Raw genomic sequence first — 19921 nt, forward strand, 5'->3', positions numbered from 1 at the left:
TACGAAATGCCAAAAAAAAGCCCTGACCATTTATTGATCAGGGCTTTTTCGTTTCCAGCGATTAGTTACAAGCCATTCTTGGCCTTGAACTCCCGACGCCGACGGTGCAACACCGGCTCGGTGTAACCGTTCGGCTGCTTGGTCCCTTCAATCACCAACTCCACCGCTGCCTGGAACGCGATGTTGCTATCGAAATCCGGAGCCAGTGGGCGGTACAGCGCATCCCCGGCGTTCTGACGGTCCACCACCGGCGCCATGCGCTTGAGGCTTTCCATCACCTGGGCTTCATTGACGATGCCATGGCGTAGCCAGTTGGCGATGTGCTGGCTGGAGATACGCAGGGTGGCGCGGTCTTCCATCAGGCCGACGTCGTTGATGTCCGGCACTTTCGAGCAACCTACACCCTGGTCGATCCAGCGCACCACGTAACCGAGGATGCCCTGGGCGTTGTTGTCCAGTTCGTTGCGGATTTCTTCGTCGGACCAATCGGTATTCTGGGCCAGAGGAATGGTCAGGATATCGTCGACCGACGCGCGTTCGCGCTTGGCCAGCTCAGCCTGGCGAGCGAATACGTCAACCTTGTGATAGTGCAGCGCGTGCAACGCAGCCGCCGTTGGCGAAGGAACCCACGCCGTGTTGGCGCCGGCCAGCGGGTGAGCAATCTTCTGCTCAAGCATGGCGGCCATCAGGTCGGGCATGGCCCACATGCCTTTACCGATTTGTGCGCGGCCTTGCAGGCCGGTGCTCAAGCCGATATCGACGTTCCAGTTTTCGTAGGCTCCGATCCATTTCTCAGCCTTCATGGCGGCTTTGCGCACCATCGCGCCAGCCTCCATGGAGGTGTGGATTTCGTCGCCGGTACGGTCGAGGAAGCCGGTGTTGATAAACACCACGCGCTCGCTGGCCGCCTTGATGCAGGCCTTGAGGTTGACCGTGGTGCGGCGCTCCTCGTCCATGATCCCGACTTTGAGGGTGTTGCGTGGCAGCTTCAGCACGACTTCGATGCGGCCGAACAGCTCGTTGGTGAACGCAGCTTCTTCCGGGCCGTGCATCTTCGGCTTAACGATGTACACCGAACCGGTGCGGCTGTTCTTGCGGCTGGTGTTGCCGTTGAGGCTGTGGATCGCCGCCAGGCTGGTGAGCAGGCCGTCGAGAATGCCTTCCGGCACTTCGTTGCCGTCTTTGTCGAGGATCGCGTCGATGGTCATCAAGTGGCCAACGTTGCGCACGAACAGCAGCGAACGACCGTGCAGGGTCACTTCCTTGCCGTCGGCACCGGTGTAAACGCGGTCGGCGTTCATGGTGCGGGTAAAGGTCTTGCCACCCTTGGCGACTTCTTCCGACAAGTCGCCCTTCATCAGGCCGAGCCAGTTGCGGTAGATCACCACTTTGTCATCGGCATCGACGGCGGCGACGGAGTCTTCGCAGTCCATGATGGTGGTCAGGGCGGCTTCCATCAGCACGTCCTTCACGCCGGCGGCGTCGGTCTGGCCGACCGGGGTGCTGGCGTCGATCTGGATTTCGAAGTGCAGGCCGTTGTGTTTGAGCAGGATGGCAGTCGGCTTGGCAGCGTCGCCCTGGTAGCCGATCAGTTGCGCATCGCTGCGCAGGCCGCTGTTGCTGCCGCCCTTGAGGCTGACCACCAGCTTGCCGTCGACGATCTTGTAGCCAGTGGAGTCCACGTGGCTGCCGGCAGCCAATGGCGCGGCTTCGTCGAGGAAGGCGCGGGCGAAGGCGATGACTTTGTCGCCACGCACCTTGTTGTAGCCTTTGCCCTTCTCGGCGCCGTCGGCTTCGCTGATAGCGTCGGTGCCATACAGTGCGTCATACAGGGAGCCCCAGCGCGCATTCGAGGCGTTGAGGGCGAAACGGGCGTTCATCACCGGCACTACCAGCTGCGGGCCGGCCATGTGGGCAATTTCTTCATCGACGTTTTGGGTCGAGGCCTGGAAATCCGCGGCTTCTGGCAGCAGGTATCCGATATCTTGAAGGAAGGCTTTGTAGGCCACGGCGTCGTGTGCCTGGCCGGCGTGTGCCTGGTGCCAGGTGTCGATCCGCACTTGAAAATCGTCGCGTTTGGCGAGTAGGGCTTTGTTCTTGGGCGCCAGGTCGTGGATGACCTTGTCGGCACCGGCCCAGAACTGGTCGGCGGTAATGCCGGTACCAGGAATGGCTTCGTTGTTCACGAAGTCGAACAGGACTTTGGCGACCTGCAGGCCACCGACTTGAACGTGTTCAGTCATTGCTTGCCTCACTCTGCGGAGCTTATGCGCTTTTCAGCTTTTCAATTTACCAATGAAGCCTCTGGCCATGTAAACCGTGAGCACGCTGCACCAGTACATGCCGTTGAAGGCGGCTGGGCGGGCTGCGTCGCGGTGCGTGGTTGCCTTGGCAGACATCGACCTAACGTTATGTAGTGCGCGATTGGGCATACTACATGATGAGTTGCGGTTGTGAAAATTAGACTAAATACGTCGTTTAGCGACCCACTTTGGTCGTACGGTCACAGTGGGGTACAGGATGTTCTCAAAAAACTATTGGATTGTTCCAGATAAATATAAAAATGGTACACGATTTGTTTTCGCGAGCGCCTGCGTCCACCTTGTAGGAGCGAGCTTGCTCGCGAAGATCGTTAACGATAACGCGGGATGCCTGACACCCAACGGTGCTCTCACGTTCTTCGCGAGCAAGCTCGCTCCTACAGAATCATAAGAAGAGGACGACACCATGGACCATCTCGTACTGACTGTCATCGCCCCGGACAAACCCGGCGTGGTCGAACGCATCGCCCAATGCATCGCGTCCCATGGCGGCAACTGGCTGGAAAGCCGAATGGCGCATATGGCCGGGCAGTTCGCCGGGATCTTGCGGGTGAGCGTGCCGGCGGAAAATCGTCTGGATTTGATTGGGGCGCTGGAAGACTTGTCCACCCATGGCATTCGCGTGTTGCAGGGCGAAAGCAGTTCGGTAGCCGCCAGTGAGTCGCAACCGATCGCGATGGCGCTGGTGGGCAATGACCGGCCGGGGATTGTTCGCGACATCACCGCGTTGCTCAGCAAGCAGGGTGTCAACCTGGAGCGCCTGATCACCGACGTGCGCCCGGCACCCATGAGCAGTGACCCGCTGTTCCACGCCGAAGCCCTGTTGGCGGTGCCTTTGACACTGCCGTTGGAGACCTTGCAGGCGGCATTGGAAACCCTGGCAGACGACCTGATGGTGGAACTGGAGCTGCGCAGCGAGGAATAGTTGCCCACAAGGTTATGCATGGAAATCTTGCATGGGCCTGTGGATAACCTGTAGAGACCCGCGCCCAGCCCAAGCGGGCCGTGGCTCTGCGCGAGTTGAGTAAAAAACGAGCAGTTTCAAGGGCTTGTGCACAAACGCCGGGGATCAGGCTGTGGATAACCTTGGGGTGAATGCCTGCAAGCCACGCCGGCTGTGGCTTGCAGGATGCTGTACGTTATTTGATCAGTTTTTCCGCACGGTCAACCAGGCGTCGAGGCTGTAAACCACCAGGCCGGCCCAGATAAAGCAGAAGGCGATCAACGTGGCCGGGGCCAGTTGTTCATTGAACAGCAGCACCGCCTCCAGCAGCACCAGGGTCGGCGCCACGTATTGCAGGAAGCCCAGGGCGGTGTAGGGCAAATGCCGCGCGGCGGCGTTGAAACACACCAGCGGGATCAGTGTCACCGGGCCAGCGGCGACCAGCCACCACGCTTCTGAGGTGCCCCAGAATTCCATCTGTGCACTGTGGGCAGACGGGTTGAACAGCAGCCACGCGATGGCAATCGGCACCAGCATCCAGGTTTCCACCACCAGCCCGGGCAATGCCTTGACCGGCGCCTGCTTGCGGATCAAGCCGTAGAAACCAAAGGTGGCTGCCAGCACCAGGGACACCCATGGCAAGCTGCCTACCTGCCACACCTGTTGCGCCACACCCACAGCAGCCAACCCCACGGCGACCCATTGCAGGCGACGCAGGCGCTCGCCCAGGATCACCATGCCCAGCAGCACATTCACCAGCGGGTTGATGTAGTAACCCAAGCTGGCCTCGAGCATGCGGCCACTGTTCACCGACCACACATAAGTCAGCCAGTTGGCTGCGATCAAGGTGCCGCTCAGGGCCAGGATCGCCAGGCGCTTGGGATTGTCCCGCAGTTCTCGGAGCCAGCCCGGGTGTTTCCAGACCATCAGCAGCAAACTGCCGAACAACGCCGACCACAGCACGCGGTTGACGATGATTTCTGCGGCGGGAACGCTGGCGATGGCTTTGAAGTAGATCGGGAACAGGCCCCAGATGACGTAGGCACTCAGGCCCAATATGTATCCGCGACGGGGGTTGGCGGCTTGCATGCAGAATCCTTGCTTAGGCAGCTAACAAAGCCGCGATTGTAAGGATATTTGTCAGGGGATGTGTGTTGAAAGTGTAGGGCCCAAGGTCAGGGCCCAGACGGTAGGGATCAGAACAGCTTCAACGGTTCTTCGTTGAGCGCCGACAACTGCTCGCGCAATGCCAGCACCTGGTCGCCCCAGTAACGTTCGCTGCCGAACCACGGGAAGCTGTGGGGGAACGCCGGGTCGTCCCAGCGCCGTGCGAGCCAGGCGCTGTAGTGCATCAGGCGCAGGGCGCGCAGCGGTTCGATCAGGGCCAGTTCGCGCGGGTCGAAGTCGTGGAATTCCTGGTAGCCGTCCATCAATTCCGACAGCTGCCCCAGGCATTCCTGACGGTCACCGGCGAGCATCATCCACAGGTCCTGAACGGCAGGGCCCATGCGGCAGTCATCAAGGTCGACGATGTGGAACATCTCGTCGCGGCACATCATGTTGCCGGGGTGGCAATCGCCGTGCATGCGGATGTTCTTGTGGGGCGTGGCCTTGTAGACCTCTTCCACACGCTTGAGCAGGTCGCGGGCCACGGACTCGTAGGCTGGCAGCAGGCTGCGAGGAATGAAGTTGCCTTCCAGCAGGGTGTTCAGGGAGTCGTGACCGAAATTCTTCACGCCCAGGGCTTCGCGGTGTTCGAAGGGGCGGGTGGAACCGACCGCGTGCAGGCGCCCGAGCAGTTGGCCGAGGCGATACAGCTGGTCGAGGTTGCCCGGCTCTGGCGCGCGGCCACCCCGGCGCGGGAACAGGGTGAAGCGGAAACCGGCGTGTTCGAACAGGCTTTCACCGTTGTGAATCATCGGCGCCACCACCGGCACGTCGCACTCGGCCAGTTCGAAGGTGAAACTGTGTTCTTCGAGGATCGCCTCGTTGGTCCAGCGTTGTGGCCGGTAGAACTTGGCGATCAAGGGCTCAGAGTCTTCGATGCCGACCTGGTACACACGGTTTTCGTAGCTGTTGAGCGCGAGGATGCGGGCGTCGCTGAGGAAACCGATGCTTTCGACAGCGTCGAGCACCAGGTCAGGGGTCAGTGTTTCAAACGGGTGTGCCATGCGAACTCCTGCGCGCAGCAGGGCGCCGCGTCCGGCCGGGTATGGTAACGCACCCAGGGTTGGATAGGTGGTGACTGTTCTGATGCCTTCGCGAGCAAGCCCGCTCCCACATTTGACCGCATTCCAAAGCCAGGACTCGGTTTAATGTGGGAGCGGCGGTGCGACGATTCGACTTGCTCGCGAAGAGGCCTTATCAGGCGCCCACGATCCCGCCATCATCCCGACGAATCGCCATCACCGACGACCGTGGCTTGCCATTTGGCAGGTGCTCCGGCCAGGTCGAACCACCGGTTTCCCCCGGATGCTGAATCCCCACAAACAGGGTTTTCTGGTCCGGCGAGAAGCTGATCCCGGTCACTTCACACGCCACCGGCCCCACCATGAACCGGCGAATCTCACCGGTCGACGGGTCGGCACACAGCATCTGGTTGTTACCCATCCCGGCAAAGTCGCCGCCGTTGCTGTAGTCGCCATCGGTCAGGATCCACAACCGCCCGGCCTTGTCGAAACCCAGCCCATCCGGGCTGTTGAACATGTTCTGCGGGTTGATGTTGGACGAGCCGCCCTTGGGCGTTCCGGCATGCACCGCCGGGTTACCGGCCACCACAAACAAATCCCAGCTGAAATCCGGCGCGCCATGGTCATTGGCGTTGGCCTTCCAGCGCAGGATCTGCCCGTAGACGTTTTTCTCCCGCGGGTTCGGGCCGCCGACGGGCTGGCCGTCTTCGCCGCGCTTGGCGTTGTTGGTCAGGGTGCAATACACCTGGCCGTCGGTGGGGCTGACCACGATCCATTCCGGGCGGTCCATGCGGGTGGCTTTCACCACGCTGGCGGCCAGGCGTGCGTGGATCAGCACTTCGGCCTGGCTGGCGAAACCGCTGTTGGCGTCGATGCCGTTCTTGCCGTAGGTCAGTTCGACCCATTGGCCCTGGCCCTTGGGATGGTCGGCATTGCCGTCGCCCGCGTCGAAGATCGCCACGTACAAGGTGCCGTGGTCCAGCAGGTCCTTGTTGGCCTTGGGGTCCTTGTGATTGATCTTGTCGCGGCTGATGAACTTGTAGATGAACTCGCCGCGTTCGTCGTCGCCCATGTACACCACGGCGCGGCCGTCGCGGGTTTCCGCCAGCGCAGCGTTTTCGTGCTTGAAACGGCCCAGGGCGGTGCGTTTGACCGGCGTGGATTGCGGGTCGAACGGGTCGATTTCCACCACCCAGCCATGGCGGTTGAGTTCGTTGGGGTTCTTGGCCATGTCGAAGCGCGGGTCGTGGGGGTGCCAGTTGATGTCTTTGCTCGCGGCCACCACGCCATAGCGTTTCTGCCCGGCGTCGAAGGTCTGTTGCGGGTTGCTGCTGCCGAAGCAATCGGTGAAGTTTTCTTCGCAGGTCAGGTAGGTGCCCCATGGGGTCTTGCCGTTGGCGCAGTTCTGGAAGGTGCCGAGGACTTTCTTGCCGGTTTTGTCGGCGCTGGTTTTCAGCCAGGCATGGCCCGCGGCGGGGCCACCGAAGCGGATTGGCGAGTTGCCGTGGATGCGCCGGTTGTAGCGCGAGTCCTGGACGAACTGCCAGGTGTCGCCTTTGCGCCGCACTTCGATCACCGACACCCCTTCGCTGGCCAGCGCCTTGCGCACGTCTTCCGCCGATTGCGGCGCGCCGCCGTGGGCGTAGAGGTAGCGGTAGTTGGTGTATTCGTTGTTGATCGCCATCAGCGCGCGGTTGTCGTCACCGGGGAAAGCAAACAGGCTCATGCCGTCGTTGTTGTCGCCGAACTGTTGTTCCTGGGCCTTGGCGGTGCCGTTGCCGCTGGGGTCGAAGGCCGGCGCGTTTTTGTGCAGTGGCTGGCCCCAACTGATCAGTACCGAGGCGCTGTAGCCGGGCGGCAGGGTGATGGTGTCGCTGGTGGCTGCGGCGATGCTGGTGAAACCCAGCAATGGGCTGTTCGACGCGGCGTTGACCGCCAGGGCGCTGCGGGTCAGCAGGTTGCCGCCGAGGAACATCGCGGCACCGCACAGGGCGCCGGCGCCGATAAAACGCCGGCGGGTGAGGCCGACCATCTGTTCCAGGTCGGTGGCTTGGTTTTCTTCTAATAGGCTCATTTCAGGCTCCCTGCGGGTTTTTGCAGACACCTTAGGGAGCGGTCGTGACGAAATTGTTGCAGTTTGAAGCGTTACACCGGGGTGCCCAGCAGCACGTTGCTGGGGGAGAACTGCACCTTCACCTGCATGCCTTCGGTGGCATTGATCTGCGCAAGTGCATCGGGCCGGGCCAGGGCACATAAAACCTGGCCATTGGGCAGAGTGATACGGACCTCGCTGGGGCCGTCTTCGGCGTCGAGAATCGCCTCGATTTTTCCTTCCAGGCAATTGTGTCCAGGTGTTGCTGGTTGCGAGACGGCCAGCACTTCCAGCCAGCCAGCCTTGATCAGGGCCACCACCTCGGTGCCGGTCTCCAGTTCCAGATGCAAGGTGCTGTCGTGGGTGATCTGTGCATCCAGGCTGAGCCCGCCGGCCAGTTCCAGGCGAATCAGGTCGTTGCGGCCATGGCTGTCGATAGCCATGACCTTGCCGTGCAACTGGTTGCGCGCGCTGGTGCGCAGCATCAGGCGGCCCAGCAGGTTGAAGTCGCTGGCGTCTTCGGCGGAATCCAGCACCTGGGCTTGCAACACTTGCAGGCGTTGGTAGAGGCGCAACACCCGTTCGCCTTCTGCCGTCAGCTTGGCGCCGCCACCTCCTTTGCCGCCGACACTGCGTTCCACCAGGGGCTTTTGCGCCAGGTTGTTCAGCTCATCGATGGCGTCCCACGCTGCCTTGTAACTCAGGCCGGCACTTTTCGCTGCGCGAGTGATGGAGCCTTGTTCGGCAATGTGTTGCAGCAGCGCTATGCGCTGGGGGCGGCGGACGATGTGTTGGCTCAAGAGGGTTGGCAGGGACATGGGGACACGCTTCGATGGAATGCGCAGACGTTGCGGGCAGGGCGTCTGAGAGTCAAGTCATGTACCCGGCTTGGGCGTGCGGGCCAGGCAATACACATCGACCTGTCGGGCGCCGGCGTCCATCAATAGGAGGGCCAGGCTGTTGGCGGTGGCGCCGGTAGTCAGTACGTCATCGATCAGCGCCAGGTGCCGGCCTTTGATTTGCGCACCGACCGCCAAGGCAAAGGCCTGGAGCAGGTTGCGCTGGCGGGTCTTGGCGTCCAGGTCCTGTTGCGCCAGCGTTTCATGAGGCCGTAACAGCAGATGCTCATCGTGGGGGATATTCAGGTCCTTGCTCAGCCAGCGCGCGAGCATGGCTGACTGGTTGTAACCCCGTTCCCGCAGGCGTTTGCGAGCCAAGGGCACGGGTAGCAGGCAGTCGGGGCGCGTCAGTTCGGCATCGTCATAACGGTGTTGCAGAAACTGCCCCAGCAGGTGCGCGAGCAAATGGCCCAGCGGCCATCGGGCCTGATGCTTGAAGCGGCTGATCAGGCTGTCGATGGGAAAGCTGTAGGTCCAGGGGGCAATCACTTGTTTGAACGCCGGTGGTCGCTTCAGGCATTGCCCGCACACCAGGCCCGCCATGGGCAACGGCAGCGCGCACACCCCGCAATGATCCATCAACCAGGGCAGCTCGGTTTCGCAGGCGTTGCAGATGGGGTGGGCGGTTTCGCTGCTTTCATCACAGACTAAACAGGGTTGGTTGTTTTTTAGCCAGATGTAAACCTCGTGTTTCTTCTCAAGTTGACAGTGCATGAATCTTCCTTAAATATGCCGAGCATCCGTGTCGTGCCTGTGGGTATTACTTCCCGCAGGGCTTGCCAAAGCATAATCAAGGAATCGCCCATGAGCGCCAGCATCACTGCCAACCTGCGTCACGATTGGTCTTTAGCCGAAGTCAAAGCGCTGTTTGTGCAGCCTTTCAACGACCTGTTGTTCCAGGCGCAGACCGTGCACCGCGCGCATTTCGACGCCAACCGCGTCCAGGTTTCCACGCTGCTGTCGATCAAGACCGGCGCCTGCCCGGAAGATTGCAAATATTGTCCGCAGTCGGGCCACTACAACACGGGCCTGGAAAAAGAAAAGCTGATGGAAGTGCAGAAGGTCCTCGAAGAGGCCGCACGCGCCAAGGCCATCGGCTCGACCCGCTTCTGCATGGGCGCCGCCTGGAAACATCCATCGGCCAAAGACATGCCCTACGTGCTGGAGATGGTCAAAGGCGTGAAAGCCATGGGTCTGGAAACCTGCATGACCCTCGGTCGCCTCGACCAGGACCAGACCGAAGCCCTGGCCCAGGCCGGCCTCGATTACTACAACCACAACCTCGACACGTCGCCGGAGTTCTACGGTTCGATCATCACCACCCGCACCTACGGTGAGCGTCTGCAAACCCTGGCGTATGTGCGTGATTCGGGGATGAAGATCTGCTCCGGTGGCATCCTCGGCATGGGCGAGTCCCTGGACGACCGCGCCAACCTGCTGATCCAGCTGGCCAACCTGCCGGAGCATCCGGAATCGGTGCCGATCAACATGCTGGTGAAAGTCGCCGGTACGCCGCTGGAAAACGCCGAAGACATCGACCCGTTCGACTTCATCCGCATGCTGGCGGTGGCGCGCATCCTGATGCCGCAGTCCCATGTGCGGCTGTCGGCCGGGCGTGAGGCCATGAACGAGCAGATGCAGGCCCTGGCGTTTTTTGCCGGCGCCAACTCGATTTTCTACGGCGACAAACTGCTGACCACCGCCAACCCGCAGGCGGACAAGGACATGCAACTGTTCTCGCGCCTGGGCATCCTGCCGGAAGCCCGCGAAGAGCATGCCGATGAAGTGCACCAGGCGGCGATCGAGCAGGCGCTGGTGGAGCAGAAGAGCAGCGAGCAGTTCTATAACGCGGCTGTTTAAGCCATTTCTCCTGCCGAAGTGCGATCCAGTGTGGGAGCTGGCTTGCCTGCGATAGCGGTCTGTCAGACACATTGATGTTGAATGTGTCGCCGCAATCGCAGGCAAGCCAGCTCCCACAGGGTTGACCGCGTTCACCCTGATCTACCGAGGTCTCATGTCTTTCGATCTCGCCGCGCGTCTTGCGGCTCGTCGTGCCGAACACCTGTATCGCCAACGTCCACTGCTGCAGAGCCCGCAAGGCCCTGAAGTGGTGGTCGATGGCCAACCGTTGCTGGCGTTCTGCAACAACGATTACCTGGGCCTGGCCAATCACCCGCAAGTGATTGAAGCCTGGCGCGCGGGCGCGGCGCGTTGGGGTGTCGGTGGCGGTGCTTCGCATCTGGTGATTGGCCACAGCACGCCGCACCATGAACTGGAAGAAGCCCTGGCCGACCTGACCGGTCGCCCGCGAGCGCTGTTGTTCACCACCGGTTACATGGCCAACCTCGGCGCCGTCACGGCGCTGGTGGGGCAGGGCGATACGGTGCTGGAAGACCGTCTTAACCATGCCTCGTTGCTGGATGCCGGTTTGCTCTCCGGTGCACGCTTCAATCGTTACCTGCACAACGATGCTGAAAGCCTGGCCAAGCGCCTGGAAAAAGCCACCGGCAATACGCTGGTGGTCACCGACGGCGTGTTCAGCATGGACGGCGACCTGGCTGACCTGCCGGCACTGGCCCGTGAAGCCCGAGCCAAGGGCGCATGGCTAATGGTGGATGACGCCCATGGCTTCGGGCCTTTGGGCGCCAACGGTGGTGGGATCGTCGAGCATTTCGGTTTGAGCCAGGAAGACGTTCCGGTGTTGGTGGGCACTCTGGGCAAAGCCTTCGGTACTGCCGGCGCGTTTGTCGCGGGCAGCGAAGAGCTGATCGAAAGCCTGATCCAGTTCGCCCGCCCGTATATCTACACCACCAGCCAACCGCCGGCATTGGCCTGCGCCACGCTGAAAAGCCTGGAATTGCTGCGCACCGAGCATTGGCGCCGTGAGCATCTCAATGGGCTGATCCGCCAGTTCCGCCAGGGCGCCGAGCAGATTGGCCTGGAGCTGATGGACAGTTTCACGCCGATCCAGCCGATCATGATTGGCGACAGTGCCCGCGCGGTGCGTTTGTCGCAGATGCTGCGCGAGCGCGGGCTGATGGTGACCGCGATCCGGCCACCGACCGTGCCTGCCGGTAGCGCTCGCCTGCGGGTGACCCTGACGGCGGCCCACAGCAACGCCCAGGTGCAGCTATTGTTAAGCGCATTGGAAGAGTGTTTCCGCTTGTTAGGCCAGGAGCCCGACCATGCGTGATCGACTGATATTGCTGCCTGGCTGGGGCCTCGGCGTTTCGCCGCTGGAACCGTTGGCGGCGGCGTTGCAGGGGCTGGATGAACACTTGCAGGTGCAGATCGAACCGTTGCCGGACGTGGAGTCGGACGATCTTCAAGAGTGGCTCGATGAGCTGGATTCGACCTTGCCCCAAGACGTCTGGCTGGGTGGTTGGTCCCTCGGCGGCATGCTTGCTGCCGAGTTGGCCGCCCGGCGCGGTGATCATTGTTGCGGTTTGCTCACCTTTGCCAGCAACGCAAGCTTCGTGGCCTGGTCCCGCTGGGACCATGGCATGCACGAAGAGGATTTTATTGCGTTTCTTGACGGTTGCCGCCTTGATCCGGTTGCGACGTTAAAACGCTTCAGTCTGCTTTGCGCCCGGGGTTCCAGCGATCCCCGATCACTTGCTCGGCTATTGCTGGCGGGTGCCCCTAAAACCTCCGCGCAGACCTTGCTCAGTGGTCTGGAGCTGTTGGGCCGATTGGACACCCGTCAGGCGTTGGTCGACTTTCAAGGGCCGCAGTTGCATCTGTTTGCCGGGCTGGACGGGCTGGTTCCGGCTGAAGTGGCCAGTGAGTTGTTCGCCTTGTTGCCTGACGTTGAAATCGGCCTGATTGAACAGGCCGGTCACGCTTTTCTACTGGAGGACCCCCACGGTGTGGCGGGGGCCATCCAGGCTTTTTTGCATGAGTGCGGTGATGACTGATTTGTCCCATGTGTTGCCCGGCGGCTTGCCAGACAAGCGCCAGGTAGCGGCCTCCTTTTCCCGCGCAGCCGCCAGTTACGACAGCGTTGCCGAGTTGCAGCGTGCGGTGGGCAGCGAGCTGTTGCGGCGTTTGCCCGAGGGGCTTTCTCCACAACGCTGGTTGGACCTGGGCTGCGGCACGGGTTATTTCAGTCGTGTGCTGGGCCAGTCATTTCCGGATAGCCAAGGCGTGGCCCTGACATTGCCGAAGGCATGCTCAACCACGCCCGGCCCTTGGGTGGTGCGCAACATTTTATCGCCGGGGATGCCGAGCGCTTGCCATTGCAGGATGCCAGTTGCGGGCTGATCTACTCCAGTTTGGCGGTGCAGTGGTGCTCGGATTTTGCAGCAGTGCTCAGCGAAGCGCGTCGTGTGTTGCAGCCCGGCGGTGTGCTGGCGTTTGCCAGCCTGTGCGTGGGTACGCTGGATGAGTTGCGCGAAAGTTGGCGCGCGGCGGATGGCATGGTTCACGTGAACCGCTTCCGGCCATTCAGTACTTATCAACAGCTATGCGCGGCAAGTGGCTTGCGGGTGCGTAGCCTGGAGCAGTGTCCCCACGTGTTGCATTACCCCGACGTGCGCAGCCTGACCCACGAACTGAAAGCATTGGGTGCGCACAATCTGAACCCGGGACGCCCCGGAGGCTTGACGGGCCGGGCGCGGATTGTTGCACTGGTGCAAGCCTACGAGCAGTTCCGCCAGGCTCAGGGCCTGCCGGCGACTTATCAAGTGGTGTACGCCGTCCTGGAGAAACCTCTATGAATGCCGCTTACTTCATCACCGGCACCGACACTGATGTCGGCAAGACCACCATCGCCGCCGGCCTGCTGCATGCCGCGCGGCAAGCGGGCAAAAGCACGGCGGCGGGCAAACCGGTAGCCTCGGGGTGCCAACTGACACCCAAGGGACTGCGCAATTCGGATGCCCTGGCGTTGCTGGCGGAATGTTCACTGCCCTTGACCTATGCCGAGGTCAACCCGGTGGCGTTCGAGCCGGCCATTGCGCCGCATCTGGCAGCCCGCGAAGCCGGTGTGGCACTGACGGTGCAGTCGTTGTTGAAGCCCATGCAGCATATTCTGGCCAAGCAGGCAGACTTCACCTTGATTGAAGGCGCCGGCGGTTGGCGTGTGCCCTTGGCGGATCAGGACAATCTGTCGGACCTGGCCCAGGCGCTGAAGCTGCCGGTGATCCTGGTGGTGGGGGTACGACTGGGTTGTATCAGTCACGCGTTGCTGACCGCCGAAGCCATCGCCCGGGACGGTTTGCCGCTGGCGGGTTGGGTGGCCAATATCATCGATCCGAAGACCTCTCGTCTGGAAGAAAACCTCGCGACCCTGGCTGAACGACTTCCCGCGCCATGCCTGGGGAGGGTGCCCAAGCTCAAGCATCCCAGCGCCGAAGCGGTCGCCGATTACTTGCAACTGGACCTGCTTGACTAGTTTTGCCTATCAATAAGGCATTATGCCATTAGTGTTTTTAACGGGCCTTTTGCCGGTATGTCTGCTTCAATAAGGTTTCACGATTCTCTTTCAGGCAGGTTCAAGCCATGGAAATCTCTGGTAGCAGTGCGTTTTACTCGGGACTGAGCGCCATTCAGACCGGGCAGAACCGTGTCGACCAGGCCGCCGGCAAGATCGCCAGCGCCGCCACGACCCAGCCTTCGGACGCGCAAAATGATCGTTTGCGTTCGGTAGATGCCAATCAGGCCAGCAACTCGGCAAGCAATATGGTCGAGATGGCCCAAGGCAAGTTCCAGGTAGAACTGGGCGCCAAAGTGGCCAAGGCTTCCGACGAAATGCTCGGCACGTTGATCGACACCTACGCATAACCCCCCTCTTATATCGCGCGAGCTGGCTTCTCTGTGGGAGCTGGCTTGCCTGCGATAGCGTCACCTCGATACTCCTGATACACCGCGGCGCCCGCATCGCAGGCAAGCCAGCTCCCACATTGATCTTCACCGCTCAATAATCTTTTTCCCCCTGAATCGTCATGCGGCATTTCGCTGCAGGCCTTGCCGTGCCTGACGTTGACCTGCGTCATGACAAACGGCGTTTGCACGACGCTTGACAAGGATAGGTCGTAAACGTATGTTTCAAACAACTGTTTGACCGCTACAACAATCCACGCGGTTGTTCATCCCAGATACATCAGCAGAGGTTTATCGCTATGCCTGACTACAAGGCCCCCTTGCGTGATATTCGCTTCGTTCGTGACGAACTGCTCGGCTATGAAGCGCACTATCAGAGCCTGCCGGCTTGCCAGGACGCTACCCCGGACATGGTTGACGCCATTCTCGAAGAAGGCGCCAAGTTCTGTGAGCAGGTACTGGCACCGCTGAACCGCGTGGGTGACATCGAAGGTTGCACCTGGAGCGAGTCAGGCGTTAAGACCCCTACCGGTTTCAAAGAAGCCTACAAACAATTCGTCGAAGGCGGCTGGCCAAGCCTGGCCCACGACGTGGCGCACGGTGGCCAAGGCCTGCCGGAGTCCCTGGGCCTGGCAGTCAGCGAAATGGTCGGCGAAGCTAACTGGTCGTGGGGCATGTACCCGGGCCTGTCGCACGGCGCGATGAACACCATCTCCGAGCACGGCACCCCCGAGCAGCAAGAGGCTTACCTGACCAAGCTGGTGTCGGGTGAGTGGACTGGCACCATGTGCCTGACCGAGCCGCACTGCGGCACCGACCTCGGTATGCTGCGCACCAAGGCCGAGCCTCAGGCCGACGGTTCCTACAAGGTTTCCGGCACCAAGATCTTCATCTCGGCCGGTGAACACGACATGGCCGACAACATCGTCCACATCGTGCTGGCCCGCCTGCCGGACGCACCGGCTGGCACCAAAGGCATTTCGCTGTTCATCGTTCCCAAGTTCGTACCGAACGCCGACGGTTCGATTGGCGAGCGCAATGCCGTGTCCTGTGGTTCCCTGGAACACAAGATGGGCATCCACGGCAACGCTACCTGCGTGATGAACTTCGACGCGGCCACCGGTTTCCTGATCGGCCCGGCGAACAAAGGCCTGAACTGCATGTTCACCTTTATGAACACCGCTCGTTTGGGTACCGCGCTGCAAGGTCTGTCCCACGCTGAAATCGGCTTCCAGGGCGGCCTGAAATACGCTCGTGACCGCCTGCAAATGCGCTCCCTGACTGGCCCGAAAGCGCCGGACAAGGCTGCCGACCCGATCATCGTGCACCCTGACGTGCGCCGCATGCTGTTGACCATGAAAGCCTTCGCCGAAGGCAACCGCGCGATGGTGTACTTCACCGCCAAGCAGGTTGACGTGGTCAAGTACGGCACCGACGACGAAGCCAAGAAACAGGCTGACGCACTGCTGGCGTTCATGACCCCGATTGCCAAGGCGTTCATGACCGAAGTCGGTTTTGAAGCCGCCAACCACGGCGTGCAAATCTACGGCGGCCACGGCTTCATCGCCGAGTGGGGCATGGAGCAGAACGTTCGCGACAGCCGCATTTCGATGCTGTACGAAGGCACCACCGGCATCCAGGCCCTCGACCTGCTGGGCCGTAAAGTGCTGATGACCCAAGGCGAAGCGCTGAAGGGCTTCACCAAGATCGTCCACAAGTTCTGCCAGGCCAACGAAGGCAACGAAGCGGTACAAGAATTCGTTGCACCGCTGGCGGCACTGAACAAAGAGTGGGGCGAGTTGACCATGAAGGTCGGCATGGCAGCCATGAAGGACCGTGAAGAAGTCGGCGCCGCTTCGGTGGATTACCTGATGTACTCCGGCTACGCCTGCCTGGCCTACTTCTGGGCCGATATGGCCCGCCTGGCCGCCGAGAAACTGGCTGCCGGCACCACCGAAGAAGGTTTCTACACCGCCAAGCTGCAGACTGCGCGCTTCTACTTCCAGCGCATCCTGCCGCGTACCCGCACCCACGTTGCAACCATGCTGTCGGGCGCCAACAACCTGATGGACATGAAAGAAGAGAACTTCGACCTGGGCTACTAAGCCTCGACGGGTTCATTTCAAAAGCCGCCGCTCCTTCGGGAGCGGCGGCTTTTTTTATCGCTCCCATGCTCCGCGTGGGCATGCAGCCTGGGATGCTCTGCGTCCCGCGCCACGCCACTCAATAAAAAACCACAGCGCAGCACTCAGGGATTGCGCCGCTCGGCCGTTAAAGTGATGGCAATGTGATACGCATCACATCGAATGTGCTTAACTGTGATCAGTGAAGGCACTGTGCCATCTTTTTAGCGGGTCGGAGCTTTACCCTTGCCACGCGTGTCTGCTTTACGTTTCAGTCATTTTTTACCTTCACTGCTGTTGCTGTTGGCGGGGCTCTCGGCTGCGTACGTGAAGGACCTCAATGTGTTCTTCACCTCACTGTTCAATGTGCTGCCGACTCTGGTGTTGCTGCTGGGCGGTTCGTACTGCGCGGTCTACCGTCGACAGCGCGAACTGTTCCTGATGCTCACGGTGTACGTGGTCTATTTCCTGCTGGACACCCAGACCGATTACTACCGCGACCACGGCAGTGTTCGGGAAGACGCGGCCGTGGTCTTCCATCTGTGCTGCCTGTTGTTGCCGCTGCTGTTCGGCATCTATGCGGTCTGGCAGGAAAAAACCCACCTGTTTCGCGACTTCGTCGCACGGTGCGCGGTGCTGTTTGCGGTCGGCAGCGTGGCGCTGGCCCTTGAGCAAAGTTTCCCCCAGGCGCTGTTGAACTGGTTGGCCGAGATTCGCTGGCCCGCCTTGCATGGCCGCTGGATGAGCCTGATCCAGTTGTCGTACCCGATGTTCCTGATTGGCTTTGTCACCCTTGCCGCGCAGTACTGGTACCAGCCAAGACCGCTGCACGCCGCACAACTGGTGGGCTTGCTGGGGTTGTTCTGGATGTTGCCGCAGACCTTCATCCTGCCGTTCACCCTCAACATCATGTGCAGCCAGGTGATGCTGATGATTGCCGCCGGTGTGGCCCACGAGGCTTATCAAATGGCCTTCCGTGACGAGCTGACCGGGCTGCCGGGCCGCCGCGCACTCAACGAACGCATGCAGCGCCTGGGGCGCAACTATGTGCTGGCCATGGGCGACGTTGATCACTTCAAGCGCTTCAACGACACCCATGGCCACGATGTAGGCGACCAGGTACTGCGCCTGGTGGCCAGCAAGCTGTCCAAGGTCAACGGCGGCGGCCGGGCTTATCGGTATGGCGGGGAAGAGTTCGCCGTGGTGTTCGCCGGCAAGACCCTGGATGAATGCCTGCCGCACCTCGAAGAAATCCGCGAAATCATCGCCAACTACGACATCAAACTGCGTAACCCCGATCGCCCCAATGATGACCAACAGGGCCGACAACGTCGCGCAGGCAGTGGTGCGTCAAGCGTTTCGGTGACCGTCAGCATCGGCGTCGCCGAGCGCCAGGCCGAGCAGCGCAGCCCTGAAGAAGTGCTCAAATCCGCCGACCAGGCGCTTTACAACGCCAAGGGCGCGGGGCGTAACTGCGTGGTCGCTTCGGGGCAGACCCGCCGGGGCGCGGTGCGCATGGACAGCGCTGCCGGTTGAGTGATGGTGGTGTATTCAGCGGCCCTACAGTGATTGTCCGGTGGGCTGTGGGGCAGTAGGTTGAAGGCATCTGCTGCCGGAGACATCGCCATGCCTGACTATAAAGCTCCCCTGCGCGACATGCGCTTTCTGATCGATCACGTTTTCGACTTCCACGGCCACTACGCGGCGCTGGGTGCGACCGATGCCAGCCCGGACATGGTCGGCGCGATCCTCGAAGAAGGCGCCAAGTTCTGTGAAAACGTCCTCTCGCCGTTGAACCGCTCCGGCGATGAAGAAGGCTGCCATTTCGACAACGGCGTGGTGACCACGCCAAAGGGCTTCAAGGAGGCCTTCGCCCAGTACGTGGAAGGCGGCTGGCACGGTTTGGCGGCAGACCCGGCCTACGGCGGGCAGGGCTTGCCAATGTCCCTCGGGCTGGTGCTCGCGGAGATGATCTCCTCCAGCAACACGTCCTGGGGCATGTACCCGGGCCTGACCCACGGTGCGATGTCGGCGATCCGTGCCCATGGCACTGAAGAACAGAAAAACACCTACCTGAGCAAACTCACCGCTGGCCAGTGGACGGGCACCATGTGCCTGACCGAAGCCCATTGCGGCACCGACCTGGGGCTGATCAAGACCCGCGCCGTGCCTCAGGCAGACGGCAGCTACGCGATCACCGGCAGCAAGATTTTCATCTCGGCCGGTGAGCACGACATGAGTGAAAATATCATCCACCTGGTGCTGGCCAAGCTGCCGGATGCGCCGGCCGGGACCAAGGGCATTTCGCTGTTTATCGTGCCTAAGTTCCACGCCGACTCGGGTGAACGCAATGCGATGGCTTGCGGCTCGATCGAACACAAGATGGGCATCAAGGCTTCGGCCACCTGTGTGCTGAACTTCGATGGCGCCCGGGGCTTCCTGATCGGTGAAGCGAACAAGGGCCTGAACTGCATGTTCACCATGATGAACCATGCGCGCCTGGGCACCGGCATGCAGGGCCTTTGCCTGGGTGAAGCGAGCTTCCAGGGCGCGATCAAGTACGCCAACGACCGCTTGCAGATGCGCTCGCTGACCGGCGCCAAGGCCCCGGAAAAAGCCGCCGACCCGATCATCGTCCACCCGGATGTGCGGCGCATGTTGCTGACCATGAAAGCCTTCAACGAGGGCAACCGGGCGTTGACCTACTTCTCCGCGCAGTTGCTCGATACCGCGCACTTGAGCGGCGACGAAAGTCAGCGCGAGGAAGCTGAAGACCTGTTGGCCTTCCTTACGCCGATCTGCAAAGCCTTCATGACCGAAACCGGGCTGGAGGTGACGAACCACGGCATGCAAGTGTTCGGCGGCCATGGCTTCATTCGTGAGTGGGGCATGGAGCAGTTGGTGCGGGATTGCCGGATTGCGCCTATTTATGAAGGGACCAATGGCATCCAGGCGCTGGATTTGCTCGGGCGCAAGGTGCTCGGCAGCCAGGGCAAGCTGCTGCGTGGTTTTACAAAGATCGTCCACAAGTTCTGCGCTGCAAACGCCGAGCATCCGCAACTCAAGGGTCATGTGGCGCAGCTCAACGAGTTGAATCAGCAATGGGGCGAGTTGACCGTCAAGGTCGGCATGGCCGCCATGAAGAACCCGGATGAAGTGGGTGCTGCAGCTCTGGATTACTTGATGTACAGCGGCTACATCATCCTCGCCTATCTGTGGCTGCGCATGGCGCTGGTGGCGCAGGAGCAGTTGGACAGCGGCAGCGGTGATGCCGATTACGCTCGAGGCAAGCTGGCGACATGCGAGTTCTACTTCAAGCGCCTGCTACCGCGCACGGCAGCCCATCGGGCGGCAGTGGAGGCGGGTAGCGAATGCCTGATGAGTCTGCCCGCGGAGCTGTTTGCGCTTTAGTGACCGTAAAATACTTGTTGGTCATGATCAGACCCTATGTGTCACAAAAGTTGTTCGGTTACACTCGGGGTCTGTAAAACTGACCCCACCCGAATAACGTTATAGTTCTCACGAGGTTTG

General features: G+C 61.1%; 15 protein-coding genes and 1 pseudogene. 10 read left to right on the forward strand and 6 right to left on the reverse strand.

What is annotated here, in order from left to right; translation table 11 throughout:
* Positions 1-65: 65 nt before the first annotated feature.
* On the reverse strand, positions 66-2243 hold the full coding sequence (locus ACUN0G_RS15830; protein ID WP_445573799.1) for a malate synthase G: 2178 nt from the start codon (positions 2241-2243) through the stop codon (positions 66-68).
* Positions 2244-2727: 484 nt separating this feature from the next.
* Here ACUN0G_RS15830 and ACUN0G_RS15835 point away from each other — a divergent pair, with 484 nt between their 5' ends.
* Positions 2728-3246 (forward strand): glycine cleavage system protein R, encoded by a 519-nt coding sequence (locus ACUN0G_RS15835; RefSeq protein WP_421523793.1) that lies wholly within the window; start codon positions 2728-2730, stop codon positions 3244-3246.
* Positions 3247-3468: 222 nt separating this feature from the next.
* Here ACUN0G_RS15835 and rarD read toward each other — a convergent pair whose 3' ends face one another.
* The 5 genes from rarD to ACUN0G_RS15860 form a co-directional block, all read right to left on the reverse strand.
* Positions 3469-4353, reverse strand: coding sequence for an EamA family transporter RarD (gene rarD, locus ACUN0G_RS15840; RefSeq protein WP_445573800.1), 885 nt, complete (start codon positions 4351-4353; stop codon positions 3469-3471).
* Between the two features lie 107 nt (positions 4354-4460).
* Complete coding sequence (locus tag ACUN0G_RS15845) at positions 4461-5435, reverse strand: serine/threonine protein kinase (protein ID WP_017476395.1); 975 nt, start codon at positions 5433-5435, stop codon at positions 4461-4463.
* Between the two features lie 193 nt (positions 5436-5628).
* Positions 5629-7527 carry a PhoX family protein gene (locus ACUN0G_RS15850; protein ID WP_445573801.1) on the reverse strand — a complete coding sequence of 633 codons (1899 nt, stop codon included), beginning with the start codon at positions 7525-7527 and terminating at the stop codon, positions 5629-5631.
* 71 nt (positions 7528-7598) lie between these two features.
* A complete protein-coding gene (locus tag ACUN0G_RS15855; RefSeq protein WP_258342502.1) occupies positions 7599-8363 on the reverse strand; it encodes a TOBE domain-containing protein in 765 nt (254 codons plus the stop codon).
* Positions 8364-8420: 57 nt separating this feature from the next.
* Positions 8421-9158, reverse strand: a complete 738-nt coding sequence (locus tag ACUN0G_RS15860) for a ComF family protein (RefSeq protein ID WP_445573802.1) — start codon at positions 9156-9158, stop codon at positions 8421-8423.
* A 90-nt stretch (positions 9159-9248) separates the two neighbouring features.
* Here ACUN0G_RS15860 and bioB point away from each other — a divergent pair, with 90 nt between their 5' ends.
* The 9 genes and pseudogenes from bioB to ACUN0G_RS15905 all read left to right on the forward strand — a co-directional run bounded on the left by bioB (position 9249) and on the right by ACUN0G_RS15905 (position 19801).
* Positions 9249-10304 (forward strand): biotin synthase BioB, encoded by a 1056-nt coding sequence (gene bioB, locus ACUN0G_RS15865; protein ID WP_445573803.1) that lies wholly within the window; start codon positions 9249-9251, stop codon positions 10302-10304.
* A gap of 154 nt (positions 10305-10458) precedes the next feature.
* Complete coding sequence (gene bioF, locus ACUN0G_RS15870) at positions 10459-11637, forward strand: 8-amino-7-oxononanoate synthase (RefSeq protein ID WP_445573804.1); 1179 nt, start codon at positions 10459-10461, stop codon at positions 11635-11637.
* Positions 11630-12361, forward strand: coding sequence for an alpha/beta fold hydrolase (locus ACUN0G_RS15875; protein ID WP_177066808.1), 732 nt, complete (start codon positions 11630-11632; stop codon positions 12359-12361). The genes bioF and ACUN0G_RS15875 overlap by 8 nt, the downstream gene beginning before the upstream one ends.
* A pseudogene (gene bioC / locus ACUN0G_RS15880) lies at positions 12354-13162 on the forward strand (malonyl-ACP O-methyltransferase BioC). Before ACUN0G_RS15875 ends, bioC begins: the two are co-directional and overlap by 8 nt.
* Positions 13159-13839 carry a dethiobiotin synthase gene (gene bioD, locus ACUN0G_RS15885; RefSeq protein WP_445573805.1) on the forward strand — a complete coding sequence of 227 codons (681 nt, stop codon included), beginning with the start codon at positions 13159-13161 and terminating at the stop codon, positions 13837-13839. Before bioC ends, bioD begins: the two are co-directional and overlap by 4 nt.
* Before the next feature lie 107 nt (positions 13840-13946).
* Positions 13947-14228 (forward strand): hypothetical protein, encoded by a 282-nt coding sequence (locus ACUN0G_RS15890; protein ID WP_010167428.1) that lies wholly within the window; start codon positions 13947-13949, stop codon positions 14226-14228.
* 338 nt (positions 14229-14566) lie between these two features.
* Positions 14567-16372 carry a phenylacyl-CoA dehydrogenase gene (locus tag ACUN0G_RS15895; protein ID WP_008434376.1) on the forward strand — a complete coding sequence of 602 codons (1806 nt, stop codon included), beginning with the start codon at positions 14567-14569 and terminating at the stop codon, positions 16370-16372.
* 264 nt (positions 16373-16636) lie between these two features.
* The gene (locus tag ACUN0G_RS15900) at positions 16637-17926 is read left to right on the forward strand and encodes a GGDEF domain-containing protein (RefSeq protein ID WP_258342489.1); all 1290 of its coding nucleotides are present in this window, start codon (positions 16637-16639) and stop codon (positions 17924-17926) included.
* A gap of 90 nt (positions 17927-18016) precedes the next feature.
* Positions 18017-19801 (forward strand): acyl-CoA dehydrogenase C-terminal domain-containing protein, encoded by a 1785-nt coding sequence (locus ACUN0G_RS15905; protein ID WP_445573806.1) that lies wholly within the window; start codon positions 18017-18019, stop codon positions 19799-19801.
* The last annotated feature ends 120 nt before the right edge of the window (positions 19802-19921 follow it).

Source organism: Pseudomonas sp. 32A, from assembly GCF_052682255.1.

Excerpts from the sequence above, each read along its gene's own strand:
- ACUN0G_RS15855 (WP_258342502.1), bottom strand. The coding sequence starts at position 8,363 with ATGTCCCTGCCAACCCTCTTGAGCCAACACATCGTCCGCCGCCCCCAG.
- ACUN0G_RS15875 (WP_177066808.1), top strand. The coding sequence starts at position 11,630 with ATGCGTGATCGACTGATATTGCTGCCTGGCTGGGGCCTCGGCGTTTCG.
- rarD (WP_445573800.1), bottom strand. The coding sequence starts at position 4,353 with ATGCAAGCCGCCAACCCCCGTCGCGGATACATATTGGGCCTGAGTGCC.
- ACUN0G_RS15850 (WP_445573801.1), bottom strand. The coding sequence starts at position 7,527 with ATGAGCCTATTAGAAGAAAACCAAGCCACCGACCTGGAACAGATGGTC.
- bioD (WP_445573805.1), top strand. The coding sequence starts at position 13,159 with ATGAATGCCGCTTACTTCATCACCGGCACCGACACTGATGTCGGCAAG.
- bioB (WP_445573803.1), top strand. The coding sequence starts at position 9,249 with ATGAGCGCCAGCATCACTGCCAACCTGCGTCACGATTGGTCTTTAGCC.
- ACUN0G_RS15905 (WP_445573806.1), top strand. The coding sequence starts at position 18,017 with ATGCCTGACTATAAAGCTCCCCTGCGCGACATGCGCTTTCTGATCGAT.
- ACUN0G_RS15890 (WP_010167428.1), top strand. The coding sequence starts at position 13,947 with ATGGAAATCTCTGGTAGCAGTGCGTTTTACTCGGGACTGAGCGCCATT.
- ACUN0G_RS15835 (WP_421523793.1), top strand. The coding sequence starts at position 2,728 with ATGGACCATCTCGTACTGACTGTCATCGCCCCGGACAAACCCGGCGTG.
- ACUN0G_RS15895 (WP_008434376.1), top strand. The coding sequence starts at position 14,567 with ATGCCTGACTACAAGGCCCCCTTGCGTGATATTCGCTTCGTTCGTGAC.
- bioF (WP_445573804.1), top strand. The coding sequence starts at position 10,459 with ATGTCTTTCGATCTCGCCGCGCGTCTTGCGGCTCGTCGTGCCGAACAC.
- ACUN0G_RS15845 (WP_017476395.1), bottom strand. The coding sequence starts at position 5,435 with ATGGCACACCCGTTTGAAACACTGACCCCTGACCTGGTGCTCGACGCT.
- ACUN0G_RS15830 (WP_445573799.1), bottom strand. The coding sequence starts at position 2,243 with ATGACTGAACACGTTCAAGTCGGTGGCCTGCAGGTCGCCAAAGTCCTG.
- ACUN0G_RS15860 (WP_445573802.1), bottom strand. The coding sequence starts at position 9,158 with ATGCACTGTCAACTTGAGAAGAAACACGAGGTTTACATCTGGCTAAAA.